Source organism: Citrobacter sp. R56, from assembly GCF_016811995.1.
In the GTDB taxonomy this organism is placed as follows: Bacteria; Pseudomonadota; Gammaproteobacteria; order Enterobacterales; family Enterobacteriaceae; genus Citrobacter_D; species Citrobacter_D enshiensis.
The window spans coordinates 497,683-522,035 of record NZ_CP069159.1; the positions used below are offsets into that span (position 1 = coordinate 497,683).

At 52.8% G+C, this 24,353-nt stretch carries 23 protein-coding genes and 2 tRNA genes; 20 read left to right on the forward strand and 5 right to left on the reverse strand.

Features of this window, described 5'->3' with window-relative positions; all coding sequences use genetic code 11:
- Positions 1-38: 38 nt before the first annotated feature.
- From folP to JM656_RS02415, 4 genes are all read left to right on the forward strand, one after another.
- Positions 39-887, forward strand: coding sequence for a dihydropteroate synthase (gene folP, locus JM656_RS02400; RefSeq protein WP_203359847.1), 849 nt, complete (start codon positions 39-41; stop codon positions 885-887).
- Positions 880-2,217 (forward strand): phosphoglucosamine mutase, encoded by a 1,338-nt coding sequence (glmM, locus tag JM656_RS02405; protein ID WP_203359848.1) that lies wholly within the window; start codon positions 880-882, stop codon positions 2,215-2,217. Before folP ends, glmM begins: the two co-directional genes overlap by 8 nt.
- Before the next feature lie 228 nt (positions 2,218-2,445).
- Entirely contained in the window at positions 2,446-2,778 is a 333-nt protein-coding gene (gene secG / locus JM656_RS02410; protein WP_162379368.1) for a preprotein translocase subunit SecG, read from the forward strand.
- Between the two features lie 13 nt (positions 2,779-2,791).
- Positions 2,792-2,878, forward strand: a tRNA-Leu gene (locus JM656_RS02415).
- 217 nt (positions 2,879-3,095) lie between these two features.
- Here the strand turns inward: JM656_RS02415 and argG are convergent.
- On the reverse strand, positions 3,096-4,439 hold the full coding sequence (gene argG / locus JM656_RS02420; RefSeq protein ID WP_203359849.1) for an argininosuccinate synthase: 1,344 nt from the start codon (positions 4,437-4,439) through the stop codon (positions 3,096-3,098).
- Between the two features lie 347 nt (positions 4,440-4,786).
- Between argG and JM656_RS02425 the strand changes: the two genes are divergently transcribed.
- The 12 genes from JM656_RS02425 to mtr all read left to right on the forward strand — a co-directional run bounded on the left by JM656_RS02425 (position 4,787) and on the right by mtr (position 18,564).
- A tRNA-Met gene (locus tag JM656_RS02425) sits at positions 4,787-4,863 on the forward strand.
- Positions 4,864-5,070: 207 nt separating this feature from the next.
- A complete protein-coding gene (rimP, locus tag JM656_RS02430; RefSeq protein ID WP_203359850.1) occupies positions 5,071-5,523 on the forward strand; it encodes a ribosome maturation factor RimP in 453 nt (150 codons plus the stop codon).
- Between the two features lie 28 nt (positions 5,524-5,551).
- Positions 5,552-7,039, forward strand: a complete 1,488-nt coding sequence (gene nusA / locus JM656_RS02435; protein WP_192613612.1) for a transcription termination factor NusA — start codon at positions 5,552-5,554, stop codon at positions 7,037-7,039.
- Between the two features lie 24 nt (positions 7,040-7,063).
- On the forward strand, positions 7,064-9,754 hold the full coding sequence (gene infB / locus JM656_RS02440; RefSeq protein WP_203359851.1) for a translation initiation factor IF-2: 2,691 nt from the start codon (positions 7,064-7,066) through the stop codon (positions 9,752-9,754).
- Positions 9,755-9,921: 167 nt separating this feature from the next.
- Positions 9,922-10,323 (forward strand): 30S ribosome-binding factor RbfA, encoded by a 402-nt coding sequence (gene rbfA, locus JM656_RS02445; RefSeq protein WP_203359852.1) that lies wholly within the window; start codon positions 9,922-9,924, stop codon positions 10,321-10,323.
- Positions 10,323-11,267 (forward strand): tRNA pseudouridine(55) synthase TruB, encoded by a 945-nt coding sequence (gene truB, locus JM656_RS02450; protein ID WP_203359853.1) that lies wholly within the window; start codon positions 10,323-10,325, stop codon positions 11,265-11,267. Before rbfA ends, truB begins: the two co-directional genes overlap by 1 nt.
- Positions 11,268-11,418: 151 nt before the next feature.
- Entirely contained in the window at positions 11,419-11,688 is a 270-nt protein-coding gene (gene rpsO / locus JM656_RS02455) for a 30S ribosomal protein S15 (RefSeq protein WP_003861789.1), read from the forward strand.
- Between the two features lie 243 nt (positions 11,689-11,931).
- Positions 11,932-14,067: a polyribonucleotide nucleotidyltransferase gene (gene pnp / locus JM656_RS02460; protein WP_203359854.1), complete on the forward strand. Its 2,136-nt coding sequence runs from the start codon at positions 11,932-11,934 to the stop codon at positions 14,065-14,067.
- A gap of 109 nt (positions 14,068-14,176) precedes the next feature.
- The gene (gene nlpI, locus JM656_RS02465) at positions 14,177-15,061 is read left to right on the forward strand and encodes a lipoprotein NlpI (protein ID WP_003024982.1); all 885 of its coding nucleotides are present in this window, start codon (positions 14,177-14,179) and stop codon (positions 15,059-15,061) included.
- A 106-nt stretch (positions 15,062-15,167) separates the two neighbouring features.
- Complete coding sequence (yrbN, locus tag JM656_RS02470; RefSeq protein WP_010723222.1) at positions 15,168-15,248, forward strand: protein YrbN; 81 nt, start codon at positions 15,168-15,170, stop codon at positions 15,246-15,248.
- On the forward strand, positions 15,241-17,166 hold the full coding sequence (deaD, locus tag JM656_RS02475) for an ATP-dependent RNA helicase DeaD (RefSeq protein ID WP_203359855.1): 1,926 nt from the start codon (positions 15,241-15,243) through the stop codon (positions 17,164-17,166). Before yrbN ends, deaD begins: the two co-directional genes overlap by 8 nt.
- A gap of 153 nt (positions 17,167-17,319) precedes the next feature.
- A complete protein-coding gene (gene mtr, locus JM656_RS02480) occupies positions 17,320-18,564 on the forward strand; it encodes a tryptophan permease (RefSeq protein ID WP_203359856.1) in 1,245 nt (414 codons plus the stop codon).
- Positions 18,565-18,648: 84 nt separating this feature from the next.
- Here the strand turns inward: mtr and JM656_RS02485 are convergent, their stop codons facing one another.
- The 3 genes from JM656_RS02485 to JM656_RS02495 all read right to left on the reverse strand — a co-directional run bounded on the left by JM656_RS02485 (position 18,649) and on the right by JM656_RS02495 (position 21,617).
- The gene (locus tag JM656_RS02485; RefSeq protein WP_203359857.1) at positions 18,649-19,656 is read right to left on the reverse strand and encodes a luciferase-like monooxygenase; all 1,008 of its coding nucleotides are present in this window, start codon (positions 19,654-19,656) and stop codon (positions 18,649-18,651) included.
- 78 nt (positions 19,657-19,734) lie between these two features.
- The gene (locus JM656_RS02490) at positions 19,735-20,613 is read right to left on the reverse strand and encodes a U32 family peptidase (RefSeq protein ID WP_203359858.1); all 879 of its coding nucleotides are present in this window, start codon (positions 20,611-20,613) and stop codon (positions 19,735-19,737) included.
- An 8-nt stretch (positions 20,614-20,621) separates the two neighbouring features.
- Positions 20,622-21,617 (reverse strand): peptidase U32 family protein, encoded by a 996-nt coding sequence (locus tag JM656_RS02495; protein ID WP_203359859.1) that lies wholly within the window; start codon positions 21,615-21,617, stop codon positions 20,622-20,624.
- 220 nt (positions 21,618-21,837) lie between these two features.
- Between JM656_RS02495 and JM656_RS02500 the strand changes: the two genes are divergently transcribed.
- Both JM656_RS02500 and JM656_RS02505 read left to right on the forward strand, forming a co-directional pair.
- Positions 21,838-22,362, forward strand: a complete 525-nt coding sequence (locus tag JM656_RS02500; RefSeq protein WP_203359860.1) for an SCP2 domain-containing protein — start codon at positions 21,838-21,840, stop codon at positions 22,360-22,362.
- A complete protein-coding gene (locus JM656_RS02505; RefSeq protein ID WP_203359861.1) occupies positions 22,356-22,859 on the forward strand; it encodes a GNAT family N-acetyltransferase in 504 nt (167 codons plus the stop codon). The genes JM656_RS02500 and JM656_RS02505 overlap by 7 nt, the downstream gene beginning before the upstream one ends.
- Here JM656_RS02505 and JM656_RS02510 read toward each other — a convergent pair.
- Positions 22,846-23,148, reverse strand: a complete 303-nt coding sequence (locus JM656_RS02510) for a GIY-YIG nuclease family protein (RefSeq protein WP_203359862.1) — start codon at positions 23,146-23,148, stop codon at positions 22,846-22,848. The two genes, JM656_RS02505 and JM656_RS02510, sit on opposite strands and share 14 nt — an antisense overlap.
- 50 nt (positions 23,149-23,198) lie before the next feature.
- Here JM656_RS02510 and JM656_RS02515 point away from each other — a divergent pair, with 50 nt between their 5' ends.
- Together JM656_RS02515 and JM656_RS02520 are read left to right on the forward strand one after the other, a co-directional pair.
- Entirely contained in the window at positions 23,199-23,639 is a 441-nt protein-coding gene (locus tag JM656_RS02515) for a YhbP family protein (RefSeq protein WP_203359863.1), read from the forward strand.
- Positions 23,640-23,676: 37 nt separating this feature from the next.
- A complete protein-coding gene (locus JM656_RS02520; RefSeq protein ID WP_203359864.1) occupies positions 23,677-24,312 on the forward strand; it encodes an NAD(P)H-binding protein in 636 nt (211 codons plus the stop codon).
- Positions 24,313-24,353: the final 41 nt, after the last annotated feature.

A 24,353-nucleotide genomic window follows, 5' to 3' on the forward strand; every position in this document is an offset into this window, starting at 1 on the left:
CTTATCTGCTTAACCCATTTCATACCAGGGATAACACCATGAAACTCTTTGCCCAGGGGACTTCGCTGGATCTCAGCCATCCTCACGTCATGGGGATTTTGAATGTCACGCCAGACTCTTTCTCAGATGGTGGAACGCACAACACGCTGATTGAGGCGGTGAAACATGCGAATCTGATGATTAATGCCGGAGCAACTATTATTGATATTGGCGGCGAATCAACGCGACCCGGCGCGGCCGATGTCAGTGTGGAAGAGGAGCTGGAACGTGTGATCCCGGTCGTTGAAGCGATTGCTCAACGGTTTGAAGTCTGGATTTCAGTCGATACCTCTAAGCCGGAAGTGATCCGTGAGTCTGCCCGCGTGGGGGCGCACATCATTAACGATATCCGTTCGCTGAGCGAACCTGGCGCGCTGGAAGCTGCGGCAGAAACTGGGCTACCTGTATCGCTGATGCATATGCAGGGCAACCCTAAAACGATGCAGGATGCGCCGAAGTACGATGACGTTTTTGCGGAGGTTAATCGCTACTTTGTCGAGCAGATCGCACGTTGCGAGCAGGCGGGCATCGCAAAAGATAAATTGTTGCTCGACCCGGGGTTCGGTTTCGGTAAAAATCTCTCTCATAATTATGCTTTACTGGCTCGCCTGTCAGAGTTTCATCATTTTGGACTACCGCTGTTTGTGGGGATGTCGCGAAAATCGATGATTGGTCAGCTGCTAAATGTGGGGCCGTCAGAGCGCCTTAGCGGCAGCCTGGCGTGTGCGGTAATTGCAGCCATGCAGGGCGCGCACATAGTTCGCGTCCACGATGTAAAAGAAACTGTTGAAGCGATGCGCGTGGTTGAGGCCACCCTGTCTGCGAAGGGAAATAAACGTTATGAGTAATCGCAAGTATTTTGGTACCGATGGGATCCGTGGTCGCGTAGGCGATGCGCCGATTACCCCTGATTTTGTACTTAAGCTGGGTTGGGCCGCAGGGAAGGTACTGGCGCGCCATGGCTCCCGTAAAATTATTATCGGTAAAGATACGCGTATTTCTGGCTACATGCTGGAGTCTGCGTTAGAGGCGGGCCTTGCGGCGGCAGGTTTATCCGCGTCCTTTACCGGGCCAATGCCTACCCCTGCGGTGGCTTATCTGACGCGCACTTTCCGTGCAGAAGCCGGGATTGTTATTTCTGCTTCACACAACCCATTCTACGACAACGGGATTAAATTCTTCTCCATCGACGGAACCAAGCTGCCAGATGCGGTTGAGGAAGCCATCGAAGCGGAGATGGAAAAAGAGATCACCTGTGTGGACTCTGCAGAGCTGGGAAAAGCCAGCCGTATCGTGGATGCTGCCGGGCGTTACATCGAATTCTGCAAAGGGACCTTCCCGAACGAATTGAGCCTCAATGAGCTCAAAATCGTGGTGGATTGCGCTAATGGCGCGACGTATCACATTGCTCCTAATGTATTACGTGAGCTGGGCGCGAATGTCATTACGATTGGTTGCGAGCCAAATGGCGTCAATATCAACGAAGAAGTGGGTGCCACTGACGTGCGGGCGCTGCAGGCGCGTGTGCTCGCGGAAAAAGCGGATATTGGTATTGCGCTGGATGGCGACGGCGATCGTGTAATCATGGTTGACCACGAAGGTAATAAAGTCGACGGCGATCAAATCATGTATATCATCGCCCGTGAAGGTTTGCGTCAGGGTCAGTTGCGCGGTGGCGCGGTGGGCACGCTGATGAGCAATATGGGTCTGGAGCTGGCGTTAAAACAGCTTGGCATTCCGTTTGCCCGCGCTAAAGTGGGTGACCGCTATGTGCTGGAGAAACTGCAGGAAAAAGGCTGGCGTATCGGCGCGGAAAACTCCGGTCATGTGATCCTGCTGGACAAAACGACCACCGGTGACGGTATTGTGGCTGGTTTGCAGGTTCTTGCCGCAATGGTTCGTAATCATATGAGTCTGCACGATTTGTGTAGCGGTATGAAAATGTTCCCGCAAATTCTGGTGAATGTGCGCTACACCGCAGGTAGTGGCGATCCGCTGGAAAACGAAACGGTTAAGGCGGTTATGGCTGAAGTTGAAACTGCACTGGGCAACCGTGGCCGCGTGCTGCTGCGTAAGTCCGGTACTGAGCCGTTAATTCGGGTCATGGTTGAAGGCGAAGATGAAGCCCAGGTGACCGAATTCGCTCACCGTATCGCTGATGCGGTAAAAGCGGCTTAATGCGGGCATTAAGTGACTAAAAAGGCGGCAGTTGCTGCCCTTTTAGTTGCAGGAAAACGACAGTTTTGCTGTTTTTTTCCGCAGTTGATACAATGCGCTTAAATTGCCCTTGCGAAGGTCATTCGCTTTGGTTAGTATTCACACCCGCTTCAGTGGGAAACAGTAAATGGTCCCGCTTTATTGGTTGAAGCATTGGTACGCGGCAACTCCGCAAGGAACAGGTTGATTATGTACGAAGCTCTTTTAGGTATTTTCCTTGTCGTAGCAATTGTATTGGTTGGTTTGATCATGCTGCAGCAGGGTAAAGGCGCTGATATGGGTGCTTCCTTTGGAGCAGGCGCTTCCGGTACGCTGTTTGGTTCAAGTGGTTCTGGTAACTTCATGACCCGAATGACAGCGCTGTTTGGAACCTTGTTCTTCGTTATCAGTCTGGTGCTGGGTAATATCAACAGCAACAAAACCAATAAAGGAAGTGAGTGGGAAAATCTGAGTGCCCCAGCGAAAACTGAGCAAACTCAGCCAGCTGCTCCGGCTAAGCCGACCAGCGATATCCCGCACTAATAGTAGTATCCGTGCTGAGGTGGTGGAATTGGTAGACACGCTACCTTGAGGTGGTAGTGCCCTAACGGGCTTGTGGGTTCGAGTCCCATCCTCAGTACCAATATTCCGAAAAAAAGACGCTGAAAAGCGTCTTTTTTTTCGCCTGTAGCGTATAGCCACTGGACACCATCTAATGGCTTGTAGGTCGGATAAGGCGCTTGTGCCGCCATCCGACATTGAGCAGAGAGTACAATGCCTGATGGCGCTATGCTTATCAGGCCTACGATTCGCACAATAAAAAAGCCGCTTTCGCGGCTTTTGTCATTTCTGGTGCGCGATTACTTCACTTTATTTTCCAGGTTCTCAACCTGCGGCAGACCCGTCGCAGAAGAGGCGGAAAGTAGGCCGGACTGCGCATACCCGAACAGCTTCTCGCGGGTATCCGTGATATCCAGATTACGCATGGTCAACTGCCCAATACGATCGTCCGGAGAGAACACGGAGTCACCTTTTTCCATTGTCAGACGTTCTGGCTTATAGGTCAGGTTGTCGGAGACGGTGTTCAGGATCGAGTAGTCGTTACCGCGACGCAGTTCCAGAGTCACTTCGCCGGTAATCTGACTTGCCACCCAACGTTGCAGACTGTCACGCAGCATCAGAGCCTGAGAGTCGAACCAGCGACCCTGATACAGCAGACGTCCTAGCTGGCGGCCATGCGCATGATACTGTTCAATGGTGTCTTCGTTGTGAATACCGGTCAGCAGACGCTCGTAAGCGATGTGCAGCAGCGCCATCCCCGGAGCTTCATAGATGCCGCGGCTTTTTGCTTCGATAATACGGTTTTCAATTTGATCGCTCATGCCCAGACCATGACGACCACCGATACGGTTGGCTTCCAGCATCATCTCAACGTCGTCGCTGAAGGTTTTGCCATTCAGGGCAACCGGATGACCCTGCTCAAAACGTACGGTCACTTCTTCCGCCGGGATCTTCACGTTTTCATCCCAGAACTTCACACCCATAATCGGGTTAACGATCTTGACGCTGGAGTTAAGGAATTCCAGGTCTTTCGCTTCGTGAGTTGCGCCCAGCATGTTGGAGTCGGTGGAGTAGGCTTTCTCAACGGACATTTTGTAGTCGAAACCGCAGGCAATCATAAACTCAGACATCTCGTGGCGACCGCCCAGTTCATCAATGAAATCGGTATCCAGCCACGGTTTGTAGATCTGCAGCTCAGCATTGGTCAGCAAACCATAACGATAGAAACGCTCAATGTCGTTGCCTTTATAGGTGCTGCCGTCGCCCCAAATGTTGACGCCATCTTCTTTCATGGCGGCAACCAGCATGGTGCCGGTCACGGCGCGACCTAATGGCGTCGTGTTGAAATAGGTGAGTCCGCCGGTGGTGTTATGGAATGCACCACACTGAATGGCGGCAATCCCTTCCGCAACTAATTGTTTACGGCAATCAACCAGGCGAGCGTTCTCTGCGCCATACTCCATTGCACGGCGAGGAATGGCGTCGTAGTCATCCTCATCCGGTTGACCCAAATTTGCAGTATATGCATATGGGACAGCCCCTTTTTGTCGCATCCACAGCAGCGCAGCACTGGTGTCCAGACCACCGGAAAAAGCGATACCAATACGTTGACCTGCCGGGAGATGCTTGAGAATCGTCGTCATAAAATAAAATCCTGCTTGATTGACTGATGAAGAGATCGGTTTTCTGTTCTCAGTGAATTTTTATGCAAAATAAATGAGTTTTCATTTAATCATCTTTTACGGGTGACAGGAAGAGCTTCGTGATAATTTCGTTAATAAATGCCTCAGATTGTATCTCTGCGTTTATCTGGCTTCGACACTATGGGGAGAACGCGGCTATTCATTAATGTGCATATTATTAACCAGGTTGACATAATGCGCTCTGGATCACTATACTGTGCGCAGATTTTACGTCCCGTCCTCGGTACCAAATCCCAGCAGTATTTGCATTTTTTACCCAAAGCGAGTAAAATTTGCCACGTTTCAGGCGCGGGGTGGAGCAGCCTGGTAGCTCGTCGGGCTCATAACCCGAAGGTCGTCGGTTCAAATCCGGCCCCCGCAACCACTTTCCCTTAGAGTTCTTTTTCAAATATACTGTGAAGACTATGGCCTTCGTAGCTGGATTTGAAAAAAATTCTTTCGGAAGGTTCTCCAGACCGCAGTTGCGGTTATAGGGTTCAGTTATCTAAAGCCCCGATTTATCGGGGTTTTTTGTTATCTGACTACAGAATAACTGGGCTTTAGGCCCTTTTTTTATGTCTTGGGGGTGGGCTTGTCCACATTAGAGCAAAAATTAACAGAGATGATTACAGCGCCAGTTGAAGCCTTAGGTTACGAGCTGGTCGGCATCGAATTTATTCGCGGTCGCACATCCACACTGCGCATCTATATTGATAGTGAAGATGGCATCAATGTTGATGATTGTGCTGATGTGAGCCACCAGGTCAGTGCGGTAATGGACGTTGAAGATCCAATCACCGTTGCTTACAACCTGGAAGTATCCTCACCGGGCCTCGACCGTCCAATGTTCACTGCCGAACACTATGTGCGTTTCCTGGGTGAAGAAGTTGCACTGGTGCTTCGTATGGCGGTACAAAACCGTCGTAAATGGCAGGGCGTTATCAAAGCGGTGGACGGTGAAATGATCACTGTCACAGTCGAAGGTAAAGATGAAGTGTTCGCGCTGAGTAATATCCAGAAGGCGAACCTGGTTCCCCACTTTTAACAGTCTGGATTGAGGTGAAAAGCCCGCGATGAACAAAGAAATTTTGGCCGTTGTTGAAGCCGTCTCCAACGAAAAAGCGCTGCCACGCGAGAAAATTTTTGAAGCGCTGGAAAGTGCGCTGGCTACAGCTACGAAGAAAAAATATGAGCAAGAAATCGACGTTCGCGTAGAGATCGATCGTAAAAGCGGTGATTTCGATACCTTCCGCCGTTGGGTTATTGTGGAAGAAGTTACTCAACCGACGAAAGAAATTACGCTGGAAGCGGCACGTTATGAAGACGAAAGTCTGAACGTGGGCGAATACGTTGAAGATCAAATTGAATCTGTCACTTTTGACCGTATCACTACCCAGACGGCAAAACAGGTTATCGTACAGAAAGTTCGTGAAGCTGAACGTGCGATGGTTGTTGATCAATTCCGTGAACACGAAGGTGAGATCGTCACCGGTGTTGTGAAGAAAGTAAATCGTGACAACATTTCTCTGGATCTGGGCAGCAATGCTGAAGCCGTGATCCAGCGTGAAGACATGCTGCCGCGTGAAAACTTCCGTCCGGGTGACCGTATTCGTGGCGTTTTGTACTCCGTGCGCCCTGAAGCGCGCGGTGCGCAACTGTTTGTGACGCGTTCCAAACCGGAAATGCTGATTGAACTGTTCCGTATTGAAGTGCCAGAAATTGGCGAAGAAGTGATTGAAATTAAAGCGGCTGCTCGCGATCCGGGTTCTCGTGCGAAAATCGCAGTGAAAACCAACGATAAGCGTATCGATCCGGTTGGTGCTTGTGTGGGTATGCGCGGTGCGCGTGTTCAGGCGGTTTCTACCGAACTGGGCGGCGAGCGTATCGATATCGTCCTGTGGGATGATAATCCGGCACAGTTCGTGATCAACGCAATGGCGCCAGCAGACGTCGCTTCTATCGTGGTGGATGAAGATAAACACACGATGGATATCGCGGTTGAAGCCGGTAATCTGGCTCAGGCGATTGGACGTAACGGTCAGAACGTCCGCCTGGCCTCACAACTGAGCGGTTGGGAACTCAACGTGATGACCGTTGATGACCTGCAGGCTAAGCATCAGGCTGAAGCACATGCAGCCATTGATACCTTCACCAAATATCTCGATATCGATGAAGATTTCGCGACTGTTCTGGTGGAAGAAGGTTTTGCTACGCTGGAAGAATTGGCTTATGTGCCAATGAAAGAACTGCTGGCAATTGACGGCCTCGATGAGCAGACCGTTGAAACGCTGCGCGAGCGTGCTAAAAACGCACTGACCACTCTGGCACTGGCCCAGGAAGAAAGCCTCGGTGATAACAAACCGGCTGACGATCTGCTGAATCTGGAAGGATTAGATCGCGAAATGGCATTCAAACTGGCTGCCCGTGGTGTTTGTACGCTGGAAGATCTCGCTGAACAGGGCATTGATGATCTGGCTGATATCGAAGGGTTGACCGACGAAAAAGCCGGTGAGCTGATTATGGCTGCCCGTAATATTTGCTGGTTCGGCGACGAAGCGTAATAAACTGTAGCAGGAAGGAACAGTATGACAGATGTAACCGTAAAAACGCTGGCTGCAGAGATACAGACCTCCGTGGATCGCCTGGTACAGCAATTTGCTGATGCAGGTATCCCGAAGTCTGCTGATGACTCTGTGTCCGCACAAGAGAAACAGACCTTACTGGCGCATCTGAACCGTGAAAACGGCTCTGCCCCAGATAAGTTGACATTGCAGCGCAAAACGCGCAGTACTCTCAATATTCCAGGTACCGGTGGAAAAAGTAAATCGGTACAAATCGAAGTCCGCAAGACACGCACCTTTGTAAAACGCGATCCGCAAGAGGCTGAACGCCTTGCCGCGGAAGAGCAGGCGCAGCGTGAAGCGGAAGAGCAAGCCCGTCGTGAAGCTGAAGAAACAGCCAAACGCGAGGCGCAACAAAAAGCTGAACGTGAGGCCGCAGAACAAGCTAAGCGTGAAGCCGCTGAAAAAGCGAAACGTGAAGCTGCGGAAAAAGACAAAGTGAGCAATCAACAGACCGACGATATGACCAAAACCGCCCAGGCAGAAAAAGCCCGCCGTGAAAATGAAGCCGCTGAACTGAAGCGCAAAGCGGAAGAAGAAGCACGCCGTAAGCTTGAAGAAGAAGCTCGCCGAGTGGCTGAAGAAGCTCGCCGTATGGCTGAAGAAAATGCCGGTGTTTGGGCTGAACAAGAGAAAGTGGAAGAAGATAAGAGTGATTATCACGTCACCACTTCTCAGCACGCACGCCAGGCTGAAGACGAAAACGATCGTGAAGTCGAAGGCGGTCGCGGCCGTACTCGCACCACGAAAGCGGCACGTCCGGCTAAAAAAGGCAACAAACACGCTGAATCGAAAGCTGACCGTGAAGAAGCGCGTGCAGCGGTTCGTGGCGGTAAAGGCGGCAAGCAGCGTAAAGGTTCTTCTCTGCAGCAGGGCTTCCAGAAGCCAGCTCAGGCGGTTAACCGTGACGTTGTGATTGGCGAAACCATCACCGTTGGCGACTTAGCTAACAAGATGGCGGTTAAAGGCTCTCAGGTTATCAAAGCGATGATGAAACTGGGCGCAATGGCCACCATTAACCAGGTCATCGATCAGGAAACCGCACAGCTGGTTGCCGAAGAGATGGGCCACAAAGTTATCCTGCGTCGTGAAAACGAGCTGGAAGAAGCGGTAATGAGCGACCGTGACACTGGCGCTGCGGCTGAACCGCGTGCACCAGTTGTGACCATCATGGGTCACGTTGACCACGGTAAAACCTCTCTGCTGGACTACATTCGTTCAACGAAAGTGGCTTCTGGCGAAGCGGGTGGCATTACCCAGCATATCGGTGCATACCACGTTGAAACCGACAACGGTATGATCACCTTCCTGGATACCCCGGGCCACGCCGCGTTCACCTCTATGCGTGCTCGTGGTGCGCAGGCAACGGATATCGTTGTTCTGGTTGTTGCAGCAGATGACGGCGTGATGCCGCAGACTATCGAAGCTATCCAGCATGCGAAAGCAGCGCAGGTGCCGATGGTTGTTGCAGTGAACAAAATCGATAAGCCAGAAGCCGATATGGATCGCGTTAAGAACGAACTGTCTCAGTACGGTGTTATGCCGGAAGAGTGGGGCGGCGAATCCCAGTTCATCCCAGTTTCTGCAAAAGCGGGTACCGGTATTGATGACCTGCTGAACGCTATCCTGCTGCAGGCTGAAGTTCTGGAGCTGAAAGCGATTCGTAAAGGTATGGCAAGCGGTGCGGTAATTGAATCCTTCCTGGACAAAGGTCGTGGCCCAGTGGCTACCGTCCTGGTGCGTGAAGGTACCCTGAACAAGGGTGATATCGTGCTGTGTGGCTTCGAATATGGCCGTGTTCGTGCAATGCGTAACGAACTGGGTCAGGAAGTGCTGGAAGCGGGTCCGTCTATTCCGGTCGAAATCCTGGGTCTGTCCGGTGTTCCGGCTGCGGGTGACGAAGTTACCGTGGTTCGTGACGAGAAGAAAGCCCGTGAAGTTGCACTGTACCGTCAGGGCAAATTCCGTGAAGTTAAACTGGCTCGTCAGCAGAAATCCAAACTCGAGAACATGTTCGCTAACATGACCGAAGGCGAAGTTCACGAAGTGAACGTCGTTCTGAAAGCTGACGTTCAGGGTTCTGTAGAAGCGATCTCCGACTCCTTGCTGAAACTGTCTACTGACGAAGTTAAAGTGAAGATCATCGGTTCTGGCGTAGGTGGTATCACCGAAACCGACGCAACCCTGGCTGCGGCATCCAACGCGATTCTGGTCGGCTTCAACGTTCGTGCTGATGCCTCTGCGCGTAAAGTGATTGAATCCGAAAGCCTGGATCTGCGCTACTACTCCGTCATCTATAACCTGATCGACGAAGTGAAAGCGGCGATGAGCGGCATGCTGTCTCCGGAACTGAAACAGCAGATCATCGGTCTGGCTGAAGTTCGTGATGTGTTTAAATCACCGAAATTTGGTGCGATCGCGGGCTGTATGGTTACCGAAGGTACGATTAAACGTCACAACCCAATCCGCGTACTGCGTGACAACGTGGTTATCTATGAAGGCGAGCTGGAATCCCTGCGCCGCTTCAAAGATGACGTTAACGAAGTCCGTAACGGCATGGAATGTGGTATCGGTGTTAAGAACTACAACGACGTTCGCGTTGGCGATATGATCGAAGTGTTCGAGATCATCGAGATCCAACGTACGATTGCTTAAGGTTTTCTGGGTTGTAGGCCGGATAGGGCATTTACGCCACATCCGGCAATGTGATGCCTGATGGCGCTACGCTTATCAGGCCTACGGTGAACAGCCCGAACCACCTGGAACTCATTTTAAAAAGGGGCTTTTGGCCCCTTTTTTGTCTTTTTTCTGGAGAATTTGTTATGGCGAAAGAATTTGGTCGCCCACAGCGCGTCGCTCAGGAGATGCAAAAAGAGATTGCTATCATCCTGCAGCGCGAAATTAAAGATCCTCGTCTGGGCATGATGACCACGGTTTCCGGTGTTGAAATGTCGCGTGATCTGGCCTATGCCAAAGTGTTTGTCACCTTCCTGAACGACAAAGATGAAGCCGCAGTAAACGCGGGCATCAAAGCGTTGCAGGAAGCCTCTGGCTTTATCCGCAGCCTGCTGGGGAAAGCGATGCGTTTACGTATCGTTCCGGAACTGACTTTCTTCTACGATAACTCGTTGGTAGAAGGGATGCGTATGTCAAACCTGGTGACTAACGTGGTGAAGCATGACGAAGAACGTCGTGTGAACCCGGACGACAGCAAGGAGGACTAATGAGTCGTCCTCGTCGTCGTGGTCGCGACATTCACGGTGTTCTGTTGCTGGACAAACCGCAGGGCATGTCCAGCAATGACGTGCTGCAAAAAGTAAAACGTCTTTACAACGCCAATCGCGCCGGTCATACCGGAGCATTGGATCCGCTGGCGACGGGTATGCTGCCGATTTGTCTCGGTGAAGCGACCAAGTTTTCCCAGTATCTGCTTGATTCGGATAAGCGTTATCGTGTTATTGCACGGCTGGGACAGCGGACCGACACTTCGGATGCCGACGGCCAAATCGTGCAGGAGCGTCCTGTCGCGTTTACCCCAGAACAACTGGCGGCTGCGCTGGAAACGTTCAGAGGTGATATCGAGCAGATACCGTCGATGTATTCGGCGCTGAAATACCAGGGTAAAAAGCTGTACGAATATGCGCGCCAGGGTATTGAGGTTCCGCGGGAAGCCAGACCGATTACCGTCTATGAACTGCTCTTTATTCGTCACGAAGGTAACGAACTGGAACTGGAAGTTCACTGTTCTAAAGGCACCTATATTCGGACCATTATTGATGATCTGGGTGAGAAGCTGGGATGCGGCGCGCACGTGACTTTCCTGCGCCGTCTGGCTGTCAGTAAATACCCGGTTGATCGGATGGTCACCCTGGAGCATTTACGCGATCTCATCGAGCAGGCCGAGCAGCAGGGGATCCCTGCAGCCCAGTTGCTTGATCCGCTGCTGATGCCCATGGACAGTCCGGCTTCGGACTACCCCATCGTTAATCTTCCTTTAACCTCGTCGGTTTACTTTAAAAATGGTAATCCGGTTCGTACGACAGGCGCGCCGCTGGAAGGGTTGGTTCGCGTGACGGAAGGCGATGACGGTAAGTTTATTGGGATGGGCGAAATGGATGATGAAGGCCGTGTAGCGCCTCGTCGTCTGGTCGTGGAGTATCCGGCGTAACTCTGCTCAGTCTTGCGATAACAGGGCGCTGCGAGTAGAATACTGCCGCTTAACACCGCGTAAATTTTTTAACAGTTCATGCGGTGTTTACCTGGGGTTGCTGAATTAGAGATTGGCACCCTTTCATTTTTTATTATTTTTGGAGTTCATCATGTCTCTAAGCGTTGAAGCTAAAGCTAAAATCGTTTCTGAGTTTGGTCGTGGTACTAACGACAGCGGTTCTACCGAAGTTCAGGTTGCTCTGCTGACTGCACAGATTAACCACCTGCAGGGTCACTTTGCAGAGCACAAAAAAGATCACCACAGCCGTCGTGGTCTGCTGCGTATGGTTTCTCAGCGTCGTAAACTGCTCGACTACCTGAAACGTAAAGATGTTGCACGCTACACCGCGCTGATCGAGCGTCTGGGTCTGCGTCGCTAATTCTTGCGAGTTTCAGAAAGAGGGGGCCTTCATGGCCCCTTTTTTCAAGCTGATGGCAGCAATTCACTGGAAACTAATGTATTGTTGCTAAGTATGATCTTCTGTTGCAGAGGTTCGCGCGGCTAATGAGAGGCTTGACCCGATGGCGGGTTAGGATTGTCATTAGTCGCGAGGATGCGCTGAAGATCGGGTATTAACGATGGCGCCGGTGGTGCTATCAAAAATTAGAGAAAGGATAGAATTTTGCTTAATCCGATCGTTCGTAAATTCCAGTACGGCCAACATACCGTAACGCTGGAAACCGGCATGATGGCGCGTCAGGCAACTGCCGCTGTGATGGTTAGCATGGATGACACTGCGGTATTCGTTACCGTTGTAGGTCAGAAGAAAGCGAAGCCAGGCCAGGACTTTTTCCCGCTGACCGTTAACTATCAGGAGCGTACCTACGCTGCTGGTCGTATCCCGGGCAGCTTCTTCCGTCGTGAAGGCCGTCCAAGCGAAGGCGAAACCCTGATTGCGCGTCTGATTGACCGCCCGGTTCGCCCGCTGTTCCCGGAAGGCTTCGTTAACGAAGTTCAGGTTATCGCGACCGTTGTGTCCGTAAACCCGCAGGTTAACCCGGATATCGTGGCAATGATCGGTGCTTCCGCAGCGCTGTCTCTGTCTGGTATCCCGTTCAACGGCCCAATCGGCTCTGCACGTGTTGGTTACATCAATGACCAGTATGTACTGAACCCGACTCAGGACGAACTGAAAGAAAGCAAGCTGGATCTGGTGGTTGCCGGTACTGAAGCTGCTGTATTGATGGTTGAATCTGAAGCTGAATTGCTGAGCGAAGACGTCATGCTGGGTGCCGTTGTCTTCGGTCACGAGCAGCAGCAGACTGTTATTCAGGCTATCAACGAGCTGGTTAAAGAAGCGGGTAAACCGCGTTGGGACTGGCAGCCGGAAGCGGCAAACGACGCACTGAATGCGCGCGTTGCAGCCCTGGCCGAATCCCGCCTGAGCGATGCTTACCGCATCACTGACAAGCAGGAACGTTATGCTCAGGTTGATGTAATCAAATCTGAAGTGATCGCGACGCTGGTTGCAGAAGACGAAACCCTGGACGCTAACGAACTGGGTGAAATCCTGCACGCAATCGAGAAAAACGTTGTTCGTAGCCGCGTACTGGCAGGCGAACCGCGTATCGACGGTCGTGAAAAAGACATGATCCGTGGCCTGGATGTGCGCACTGGCGTTCTGCCGCGTACCCACGGTTCCGCACTGTTCACCCGTGGTGAAACTCAGGCGCTGGTTACTGCTACGCTGGGTACAACGCGTGATGCTCAGAACCTCGATGAACTGATGGGCGAGCGTACTGACACTTTCCTGTTCCACTACAACTTCCCTCCGTACTGCGTAGGTGAAACGGGTATGGTCGGTTCTCCGAAACGTCGTGAAATCGGTCACGGTCGTCTGGCGAAGCGTGGCGTGTTGGCGGTTATGCCGGATATCGAGAAGTTCCCGTACACCGTTCGCGTAGTATCTGAAATCACTGAATCCAATGGCTCTTCTTCTATGGCCTCCGTGTGTGGTGCTTCTCTGGCGCTGATGGACGCAGGTGTGCCGATCAAAGCGGCTGTTGCGGGTATCGCAATGGGTCTGGTGAAAGAAGGCGATAACTTTGTTGTTCTGTCTGACATTCTGGGTGACGAAGATCACCTGGGCGACATGGACTTCAAAGTAGCGGGTTCCCGCGATGGTATCTCTGCACTGCAGATGGATATCAAAATCGAAGGTATCACCAAAGAAATCATGCAGGTTGCTCTGAACCAGGCTAAAGGTGCGCGTCTGCACATCCTGGGTGTGATGGAACAGGCGATCAACGCGCCGCGCGGCGACATTTCTCAGTTCGCTCCGCGTATCCATACCATTAAGATCAGCCCAGATAAGATCAAAGACGTAATCGGTAAAGGCGGTTCTGTTATCCGTGCCCTGACCGAAGAAACCGGCACCACTATCGAAATCGAAGATGACGGCACTGTTAAGATCGCGGCGACCGACGGTGAGAAAGCAAAATATGCTATCCGTCGCATCGAAGAAATTACGGCAGAAATTGAAGTGGGTCGCATCTACACTGGTAAAGTAACCCGTATCGTTGACTTTGGCGCATTCGTTGCCATCGGTGGCGGTAAAGAAGGTCTGGTTCACATTTCTCAGATCGCTGACAAGCGTGTAGAGAAAGTGACTGATTACCTGCAGATGGGTCAGGAAGTACCGGTGAAAGTTCTGGAAGTTGATCGCCAGGGCCGTGTACGTCTGAGCATTAAAGAAGCAACTGAGCAGTCTCAGCCAGCTGCTGCGCCGGAAGCACCGGCAGCAGAACAGGGCGAGTAAGGTTGCCATTTGCCCTCCGCCATTGCGGAGGGCCTCTGACCCGGCAGGACGCCTTGTTAGCAACCGGGGAACAGGACGTTCATTCAATCGTTGTCTTCGGGAGTGGGAAATGAAGCCTTTTTTGCGCTGGTGTTTCGTTGCGACAGCACTCACGCTGGCAGGATGCAGCAACTCTGCCTGGCGTAAGAGTGAAGTCCTCGCAGTGCCATTGCAACCGACTTTGCAGCAGGAAGTGATTCTGGCACGCATGGAACAAATTCTTGCCAGTCGGGCTTTAACCGATGACGAACGCGCACAGCTTTTATATGAGCGCGGAGTGTTGTATGATAGTCTCGGTCTGAGGGCATTAGCGCGAAATGATTTTTCACAAGCGCTGGCAATCCGACCAGATATGCCTGAAGTATTCAATTACTTAGGCATTTATTTAACGCAGGCAGGCAATTTTGATGCTGCCTATGAAGCGTTTGATTCTGTACTTGAGCTTGATCCAACTTACAACTACGCGCACTTAAATCGTGGTATCGCATTGTATTACGGCGGCCGCGACAAGTTAGCGCAAGATGATCTGCTGGCGTTTTATCAAGACGATCCCAATGATCCTTTCCGCAGTCTGTGGCTTTATCTCGCTGAGCAGAAGCTCGATGAGAAGCAGGCTAAAGAAGCGTTAAAGCAACGTTTCGAGAAATCGGATAAAGAGCAATGGGGATGGAACATTGTCGAGTTCTACCTGGGCAACATTAGCGAAGCAACGTTGATGGAAAGGCTCAAGGCAGACGCAACGGATAACACCTCGCTCGCTGAGCATCTCAGTGAAACCAACTTCTATTTAGGTAAGTACTACCTAAGTCTGGGGGATTTGGACAACGCTACGGCATTGTTCAAACTGGCGGTGGCTAACAACGTTCATAACTTTGTTGAGCACCGATACGCATTGTTGGAATTATCGCTCCTGGGCCAGGACCAAGATGACCTGGCAGAATCGGACCAGCAATAGCTGACGTACACATCAGCCCGTAATCTTTTTTGATTGCCATCACCTTCGCGGGTGAGGGCGTTGTTGTTCGTTAATACACCTACTTTGAGCCGGTTCACACTTTTCAATGAAAATTGCAGATCAATTTCATGATGAGTTATGTAGACTGGCCGCCATTAATTTTGAGGCACACGTACTACATGGCTGAATTCGAAACCACTTTTGCAGATCTGGGCCTGAAGGCTCCTATCCTTGAAGCCCTTACCGATCTGGGTTACGAAAAACCATCTCCAATCCAGGCAGAGTGCATTCCGCATCTGCTGGGCGGCCGCGATGTTCTGGGTATGGCCCAGACGGGTAGCGGCAAAACTGCAGCGTTCTCTTTACCGCTGCTCAACAATCTTGATCCTGAGCTGAAAGCACCTCAAATCCTGGTGCTGGCACCGACCCGCGAACTGGCGGTTCAGGTTGCTGAAGCCATGACGGATTTCTCTAAACACATGCGCGGCGTGAACGTGGTTGCCCTGTACGGCGGCCAGCGTTATGACGTGCAATTACGTGCCCTGCGTCAGGGGCCGCAGATCGTTGTCGGTACGCCGGGTCGTCTGCTGGATCACCTGAAGCGCGGTACGCTGGATCTCTCTAAACTGAGCGGTCTGGTGCTGGACGAAGCCGATGAAATGCTGCGTATGGGCTTCATCGAAGACGTTGAAACCATTATGGCGCAGATCCCGGAAGGTCATCAGACCGCTCTGTTCTCTGCCACCATGCCGGAAGCGATTCGTCGTATTACCCGCCGCTTTATGAAAGAGCCGCAGGAAGTGCGTATCCAGTCCAGCGTTACCACTCGCCCGGACATCAGCCAGAGCTACTGGACTGTCTGGGGGATGCGTAAAAATGAAGCGCTGGTGCGTTTCCTCGAAGCAGAAGATTTTGATGCGGCGATTATCTTCGTTCGTACCAAAAATGCGACCCTGGAAGTGGCTGAAGCGCTGGAGCGTAGCGGTTATAACAGCGCAGCGCTGAACGGCGACATGAACCAGGCGCTGCGTGAGCAGACTCTGGAGCGTCTGAAAGACGGTCGTCTGGATATCCTGATTGCCACTGACGTTGCAGCACGTGGTCTGGACGTTGAGCGTATCAGCCTGGTTGTGAACTACGACATCCCGATGGACTCCGAGTCTTACGTTCACCGTATCGGTCGTACCGGTCGTGCGGGTCGTGCTGGTCGTGCTCTGCTGTTCGTTGAGAACCGTGAGCGTCGTCTGCTGCGTAACATCGAACGCACCATGAAACTGACCATTCCGGAAGTGGAACTGCCTAACGCAGACCTGCTGGGCAAACGCCGTCTGGAGAAATTCGCCGCTAAAGTTCAGCAGCAGCTGGAAAGCAGCGATCTGGATCAATACCGCGCGCTGCTGGCTAAAATCCAGCCGACGGTAGAAGGTGAAGAGCTGGATCTTGAAACCCTGGCTGCGGCACTGCTGAAAATGGCACAGGGCGAACGTACTTTGATCGTTCCGGCAGACGCGCCAATGCGTCCTAAGCGTGAGTTCCGTGACCGTGATGAACGTGCTCCGCGTGGCGATCGTAACGATCGTGGTCCGCGCGGCGACCGTCCAGAACGTGGTGGTGAAGACCGTCCGCGTCGTGAACGTCGTGACGTTGGCGACATGCAACTGTACCGCATTGAAGTAGGCCGTGATGACGGTGTTGAAGTACGTCATATCGTTGGCGCGATCGCTAACGAAGGTGACATCAGCAGCCGTTACATCGGTAACATCAAGCTGTTTGCTTCCCACTCAACCATCGAACTGCCGAAAGGTATGCCGGGCGACGTGCTGCAGCACTTTACCCGTACCCGCATCCTGAACAAGCCGATGAACATGCAACTGGTTGGCGATGCAGTTCCGCATACCGGTGGCGAGCGTCGTGGTGGCGGCGGTGGTCGTTTCAGCGGCGAGCGTCGTGAAGGCGGTCGTAGCGAAGGCGGTCGTGGTTTCAGCGGTGAGCGCCGTGAAGGTGGTCGTGGTGACGGCCGTCGTTTCAGCGGTGAGCGTCGTGAAGGCCGTGCGCCGCGTCGCGATGATTCCACTGGTCGTCGTCGTTTCGGTGGTGACGCGTAATTTACGCTGATCAACGCACCCGTACTGTAAAGTAAAATATACAGCCCCGATATTTATCATCGGGGCTTTTTTTATTTCTTTTGTACTCATGTACTGGTACAGTGCAACACAATAAAATGCAGTTGCAATATTATTCACTGGAGAGATGGCTGAATGGCAACACTAACCACCACCCAAACGTCCCCTTCGCTGCTTGGCGGCGTCGTGATTATTGGCGGTACCATTATTGGCGCAGGGATGTTTTCCCTGCCGGTGGTGATGGCGGGTAGCTGGTTCTTTTGGTCAATGGCGGCGCTGATCTTTACCTGGTTTTGTATGCTGCACTCGGGGCTGATGATCCTGGAAGCTAACCTCAACTACCGGATTGGTTCGAGCTTTGACACCATCACCAAAGACCTGCTGGGTAAAAGCTGGAACGTGGTCAACGGCATTTCCATCGCCTTTGTGCTGTACATCCTGACCTATGCCTACATCTCTGCGAGTGGTTCGATTCTGCACCACACCTTTGCCGAAATGTCTTTGAACGTACCGGCGCGAGCGGCAGGTTTGGCGTTTGCGCTGTTGGTGGCGTTTGTGGTGTGGCTGAGTACCAAAGCTGTCGGTCGGATGACGGCGATCGTGCTGGGCGCGAAGGTCATTACATTCTTCCTGACCTTCGGCAGTCTGTTGGGGCACGTGACGCCAACAACCTTGTTTAACGTGACGGAAAGCCATGCATCGTATACGCCTTATCTGTTGATGACCCTGCCGTTCTGTCTGGCCTCGTTTGGTTATCACGGTAATGTACCGAGCCTGATGAAGTATTACGGCAAAGATCCGCGTACTATCGTTAAGTGCCTGGTCTACGGAACGCTACTGGCGCTGGTGTTGTACGCCGTTTGGTTGCTGGGGACGATGGGCAATATTCCACGCCCGGAATTTATCGGCATCGCGCAGAAGGGCGGCAATATTGATGTGTTGGTGCAGGCGCTTAGCGGCGTACTGAATAGCCGTAGTCTGGATCTGCTGTTGGTGGTGTTCTCTAACTTTGCGGTCGCGAGCTCTTTCCTCGGTGTCACGCTGGGTCTGTTTGACTATCTGGCGGATCTGTTTGGTTTTGATGATTCTGCATCGGGCCGCTTTAAAACGGCATTGCTGACCTTTGTTCCGCCAATTATTGGTGGCCTGCTGTGGCCGAACGGCTTCCTGTACGCTATCGGCTATGCAGGACTGGCGGCGACCATCTGGGCGGCAATTGTACCGGCACTGCTGGCGCGTGCGTCACGTAAGCGCTTTGGCAGCCCGAAGTTCCGTGTCTGGGGTGGCAAGCCGATGATTGCGCTGATTCTGGTATTTGGTGTCGGTAACGCGCTGGTGCATATTCTGTCGAGCTTTAATCTGTTGCCAGTGTATCAGTAAAACCGTTTGCCGGATGGCGGCTACGCCTTATCCGGCCTACAGATCTCGTAGGCCCGGTAAGGCGTAGCCGCCACCGGGCAAAAGTTACCCCAACAGTTCCTCTTTCACATCCATCGCTAGCCCAAACGAGTGCAGCCGTGCCTGGTGATCGAAGATCTGCCCGTTGACCATGATCTCATCCGCCTGGGTTTCACGCAGGATGGATTCCAGACCGTGACGCACTTTTGCTTTATCCCCCACCAACGACATGCTCAGCGCCTGCTGCACACCATACTGCTCAGACGCAGACCATAACTGATGCATATTCTCTACCGGCGGCGGCAGTTGCCCTGTCTCGCCACGGCGTAATTTTACGAACGCCTGCTGCATCGAGGTAAACAAGAACTCAGCATCACGGTTGCTGTCGGCGGCGATAATGTTGATACACACCATGGCATAGGGCTTCTCAAGGCGTTCAGACGGCTTAAACTGGGTGCGGTAGAGATGCAACGCCTGGAACAGCATATCTGGTGCGAAGTGGGAGGCAAACGCAAACGGCAGACCGAGTTGTGCGGCCAATTGAGCACCATACAGGCTGGAGCCGAGCAGCCACACCGGGATTTTTTCGCCGTAACCGGGGACCGGGCGCACGTGCGGATTAGGATCGCGGGCGTCGAACCAGTCGACCAGTTCGGTCACGTCGCGCGGGAAGTTATCGATATCGCTGCTCATATGACGACGCAGCGCGCGCATTGTCGGCTGATCGCTGCCCGGCGCGCGACCTAACCCTAAGTCGATACGCCCCGGATAAAGCGTGTTGAGCGTACCGAACTGTTCGGCAATCACCAGCGGGGAATGATTTGGCAACATGACGCCGCCGGACCCCAGGTGCAGGGTGGCCGTATTCGCCGCCAGATAGCCAATCAGCACCGACGTTGCCGCACTGGCAATACCGGTCATGTTGTGATGTTCTGCCAGCCAGTAGCGATGATAGCCACGCTTTTCTGCCAGCCGGGCGAGATCCAGTGAGTGCGAGAAAGCTTCTTTGGCGCAGGAGCCTTCGGGGATCGGTGCCAGGTCCAGCACCGAAAAGGGAATAGTGTTGTCTGTCATAACGGCTCACTTTGTCGACGGTGAATTATTTAATACTGCATTAAAATTTGATTATCGTTGTTAACAAAGTGAGCTTTTTTACGCCTGTAACTCCAGACCGGCGAGACGCTTCCAGTAACCGTTGCAATCGCTGTTAGCCGTCAGAGGCAGCGGCGATAAACCATTTTCGTTGGCACGGAAGGCGTCGAGCATGGAGAGCGTCTCTGTGCCAAGCGGCGACAAGCGTACGATATCGACCAACCCTTGCATGGAGTTCAGTTCATTTCCGAGGTTGTAGACGTACCCACTCATCGTCTGAATCCCGTTCAACACGAACACCTGCTGATTCTCCTGAGACAGTACATTGCGACCATTCGGATAGTGGATACAGCAGGTTTCACACTCATCCTTCGGACGGTCTTCCGAGCGGGCGGTAAAGCAGCGAGCTGAATAGGCCAGCGGCAAATGACCGTAGCTCAACACTTCCACTTCAAACTGCTGGCGAATGCCCAGTTCATCGCACTGGTTGAGCAGATTCACCAGCCAGTCGCGTGAAAGCTCCACCGGCATACACCAACGCACCATCCCCTGTTTGAGCAGCAGGCGCAGCGTCACGGCGTTGTAGCAGTTGAGCGCATGCCCGGCGACAAACGGCAGTTTGCGTTCAGCGCACATGTTCACGACACCGAGATCGCTGGCTTCCAGCAGGAAGTCGCCATTTTCAACATAACGTTTCAGTTCGCCCAGTTCGGACGATGCCTGAACCAGCGCCAGCGTTGAAAGCACAATCTGCTTGCCGCTTCCAGCGAGCGATTTCGCCATATCCAGCCAGTCACCGACTTTGGTTGCGCGGCGCTTACTACAGACCGCCTCGCCGAGATAAATCACGTCGGCATGACTGGTGGCGGCTTGCTGGTAAAACGCTTCCAGCGTCTCTTTCGGCCAGTAGTAGAGCACCGGCCCTAAGGAATATTTCATTGCTTTTCTCACTGCCATTTACGGTGATATGCGCCAAGCGTTGTTTGCGTGCCTTCGGACATCGAACCGAGTGTTTCCATCCAGGCGCGTTGCGGGACAAAGTTTTGTGGGTCAGCTTTACAGCGATCGATCGCCTGGCGCCACACTTTCGCCACCTGGCTAACGTAGGCCGGGCTACGCTGACGGCCTTCGATTTTCACGGAGGCGATATTGGCGGCCAGCAGTTCCGGCAACAGCTCTAACGTGTTGAGACTGGTCGGTTCCTCCAGCGCATGATAGCGCTCGCCATCCACCAGATAACGGCCTTTGCACAGTGTTGGGTAACCGGCATTCTCACCGTCCTGATAGCGGTCAATCAGCACTTCATTCAGGCGGGATTCCAGGCCCTGCGGCGTTTGCTGCCAGCGTACAAATCGGGCAGGGGAACATGCGCCTACCGTGTTAGGCGACTCTCCTGTCAGATAAGAAGAGAGATAGCAACGACCTTCCGCCATGATGCACAGGCTGCCGAAAGCAAACACTTCCAGTGGTACAGGCGTTGAGCGCGCAAGCTGTTTGACCTGATGAATCGACAGTACGCGTGGGAGTACAACACGTGCGACGTCGAAATTACGATGATAAAAGTTCACCGCTTCCTCATTGGTCGCAGATGCCTGAACAGAGACATGGCGCTCAATATGGGGGTAACGTTCTGCGGCATACTCAAGCATGGCAAGATCAGCCAGAATCAGCGCATCCGCACCGAGTTGTGCCGCCATATCCACAGCACGCTGCCAGCGGGCGTAACCGTCCGGGTGTGCAAACGTGTTAATCGCGATGTGCAGCTTACGGCGATGTTGATGGACAAAACTCACCGCTTCCTGCAATTTTTTCTCGGTAAAGTTAAGGCCGGCGAAGTGGCGGGCGTTGGTGTCATCTTTCAGCCCGATATAAACGGCATCAGCGCCGTTCTCAATGGCCGCCTTAAGCGCCGGGAGATTTCCGGCAGGGCAGAGCAGCTCCATAATTTATCCTGAAGGTTGCGCCGCCTGGGACGCATAATTGTTAACGAACAGGGATTTTAGTTAACCTTGCTGCGACAATTTTTGATTTAAGGCAGTTAAAGTCGTATTGGTAACACCAATAACGGGGTAGCAATTTCACACGTAATTGTTGATTTACGCCGCTACGTTGTTTATCTGATATGGCAAAATAGCAGGATTAATGAAACAGGGAGTAAAGCTCGTGTTGGAAAAACTGCGTTCACGCTTAGTACATGTTGGTCCTTCTCTGATGAGTGTACCGGTTAAACTGACGCCCTTTGCGTTAAAGCGCCAGGTTCTGGAACAGGTCCTGAGCTGGCAATTCCGCCAGGCGCTGGCAGATGGGGAGCTGGAGTTCCTCGAAGGCCGTTGGTTAAGTATTCATGTTCGTGATATTGATCTCAGATGGTATACCTCTGTTGAGAATGGCAAACTTATCGTTAGCCAGAATGCCGAGGCCGACGTGAGTTTTAGTGCCGACGCCAGTGATTTGTTGATGATCGCGGCACGTAAACAGGATCCGGATACGCTTTTCTTTCAGCGCCGCCTGGTGATCGAAGGTGATACCGAGTTAGGGCTGTATGTGAAAAACCTGATGGATGCAATCGAACTGGAGCAGATGCCAAAAGCGTTACGCGTTATGCTGATGCAACTGGCAGATTTTGTTGAGGCGGGCATGAAACACTCGCCGGAAACCAAACAGACATCGGTAGGTGAACCATGCTGATTCGAGTAGAAATTCCCATTGATGCCCCTGGTATTGATGCCCTGTTACGCCGCTCGTTCGAAAGCGATGCGGAAGCGAAACTGGTCCATGACCTGCGTGAAGATGGTTTTCTGACGCTGGGCTTGGTTGCCACTGACGATGAAGGTCAGGTGATTGGTTACGTTGCATTCAGTCCTGTTGATGTGCAGGGCGAGGATCTGCAATGGGTAGGGATGGCGCCGTTGGCGGTGGATGAAAACTACCGTGGACAAGGGCTGGCCCGTCAACTGGTCTACGAAGGACTGGATTCGCTTAATGAGTTCGGCTATGCCGCCGTCGTTACATTAGGCGATGCGGCATTATACAGCCGTTTTGGCTTCGAACTGGCCGCGCATTACGATCTGCATTGCCGCTGGCCGGGAACAGAAAGCGCCTTCCAGGTGCACCGACTGGCAGAAGACGCGCTAAACGGCGTCACCGGTCTGGTGGAATACCACGACCATTTCAATCGTTTTTAAGCGATGGGGTTTGCAGGCTGGCTAACAACGCCTCAAACCCTTCCCCTTTCGCCACCAGACGCTCTTTCTGGGGCTTTGTCAGCTGCTTGACCCGATATTCCATGCGCAGAGCGAGAGAGCGATCGCCGACGGGTGCCGCAAAAGCCAGCGTTAATTCCCCTTTCCCCCGTAACGCTTTCGCCCCTTTTCCACTTTGATGCTGTCGGTAACGGCGATCCACATCGGTGGTGATCCCGGTGTAGAGAGCGTTGTCTGCGGTGCGGATGAGATAAAGATACCAGGGTGTCATTGAATGATCATATGTTAATGTTCAGGCGCTCAGTATAAGAGAGAACAGAGATGGAAACACTGACTGCTATATCGCGCTGGTTGGCGAAACAACACGTTGTGACCTGGTGTGTACACCATGACGGCGAACTGTGGTGCGCCAATGCCTTTTACCTGTTTGATGCTCAGAAAATGGCATTTTATGTGCTGACGGAAGAGAAAACCCGCCACGCCCGGATGTCCGGACCACAAGCGCCCGTCGCCGGGACGGTGAATGGTCAGCCTAAAACCGTCGCCCTGATCCGCGGCGTACAGTTTAAAGGGGAAATCCGGCGTCTTGACGGTGAGGAAAGTGACTCCGCGCGCAGGCTCTACAACCGCCGCTTCCCCGTAGCCAGAGTACTGCCTGCACCGGTTTGGGAAATTCGCCTGGATGAAATCAAGTTCACTGACAACACAATGGGTTTTGGCAAAAAAATGCACTGGTTACGTGAGCAAGCCGGTGTTCTATAGTTAGAAGGCGTATTGATGCCAGAAACCAGGAGATGCGATGAGCCAGGTGTTAATCACGGGAGCGACAGGGCTGGTGGGCGGCCATCTACTGCGAATGTTGCTGAACGAACCGAAGATCCATTCAATCGCCGCGCCTACACGTCGTCCTCTCCCGGATACGCCAGGTATCTATAACCCGCACGATCCCCAACTCACCGATGCGCTGGCACAGGTCACCGATCCGATTGATATCGTCTTTTGCTGTCTGGGAACGACCCGGCGCGAGGCGGGAAGTAAAGAAGCGTTTATTCATGCGGACTATACGCTGGTGGTGGACACTGCTCTGACGGGGAAGCGTCTGGGGGCGCAACATATGTTGGTGGTGAGCGCGATAGGGGCCAATGCCCATTCGCCTTTTTTCTACAATCGGGTAAAAGGCGAGATGGAAGAGGCGCTGATGGCGCAAAACTGGCCAAGATTGACCATTGTGCGTCCGTCCATGCTGCTCGGCGAGAGATCAAAGCAACGCATGAATGAAACGATCTTTGCGCCGTTGTTTCGGCTGCTGCCAGGGAACTGGAAATCGATTGAAGCGCGTGATGTGGCAAGCGTGATGCTGGCACAAGCCCTGTCACCGGACCAACAAGGGGTGACTATTCTGAGCTCTTCACAGCTTCGTGAAAGAGCGGCGTGAAGGTGTCGTAAACATGCCCGGTGAAGCGTCACCGGGCAATG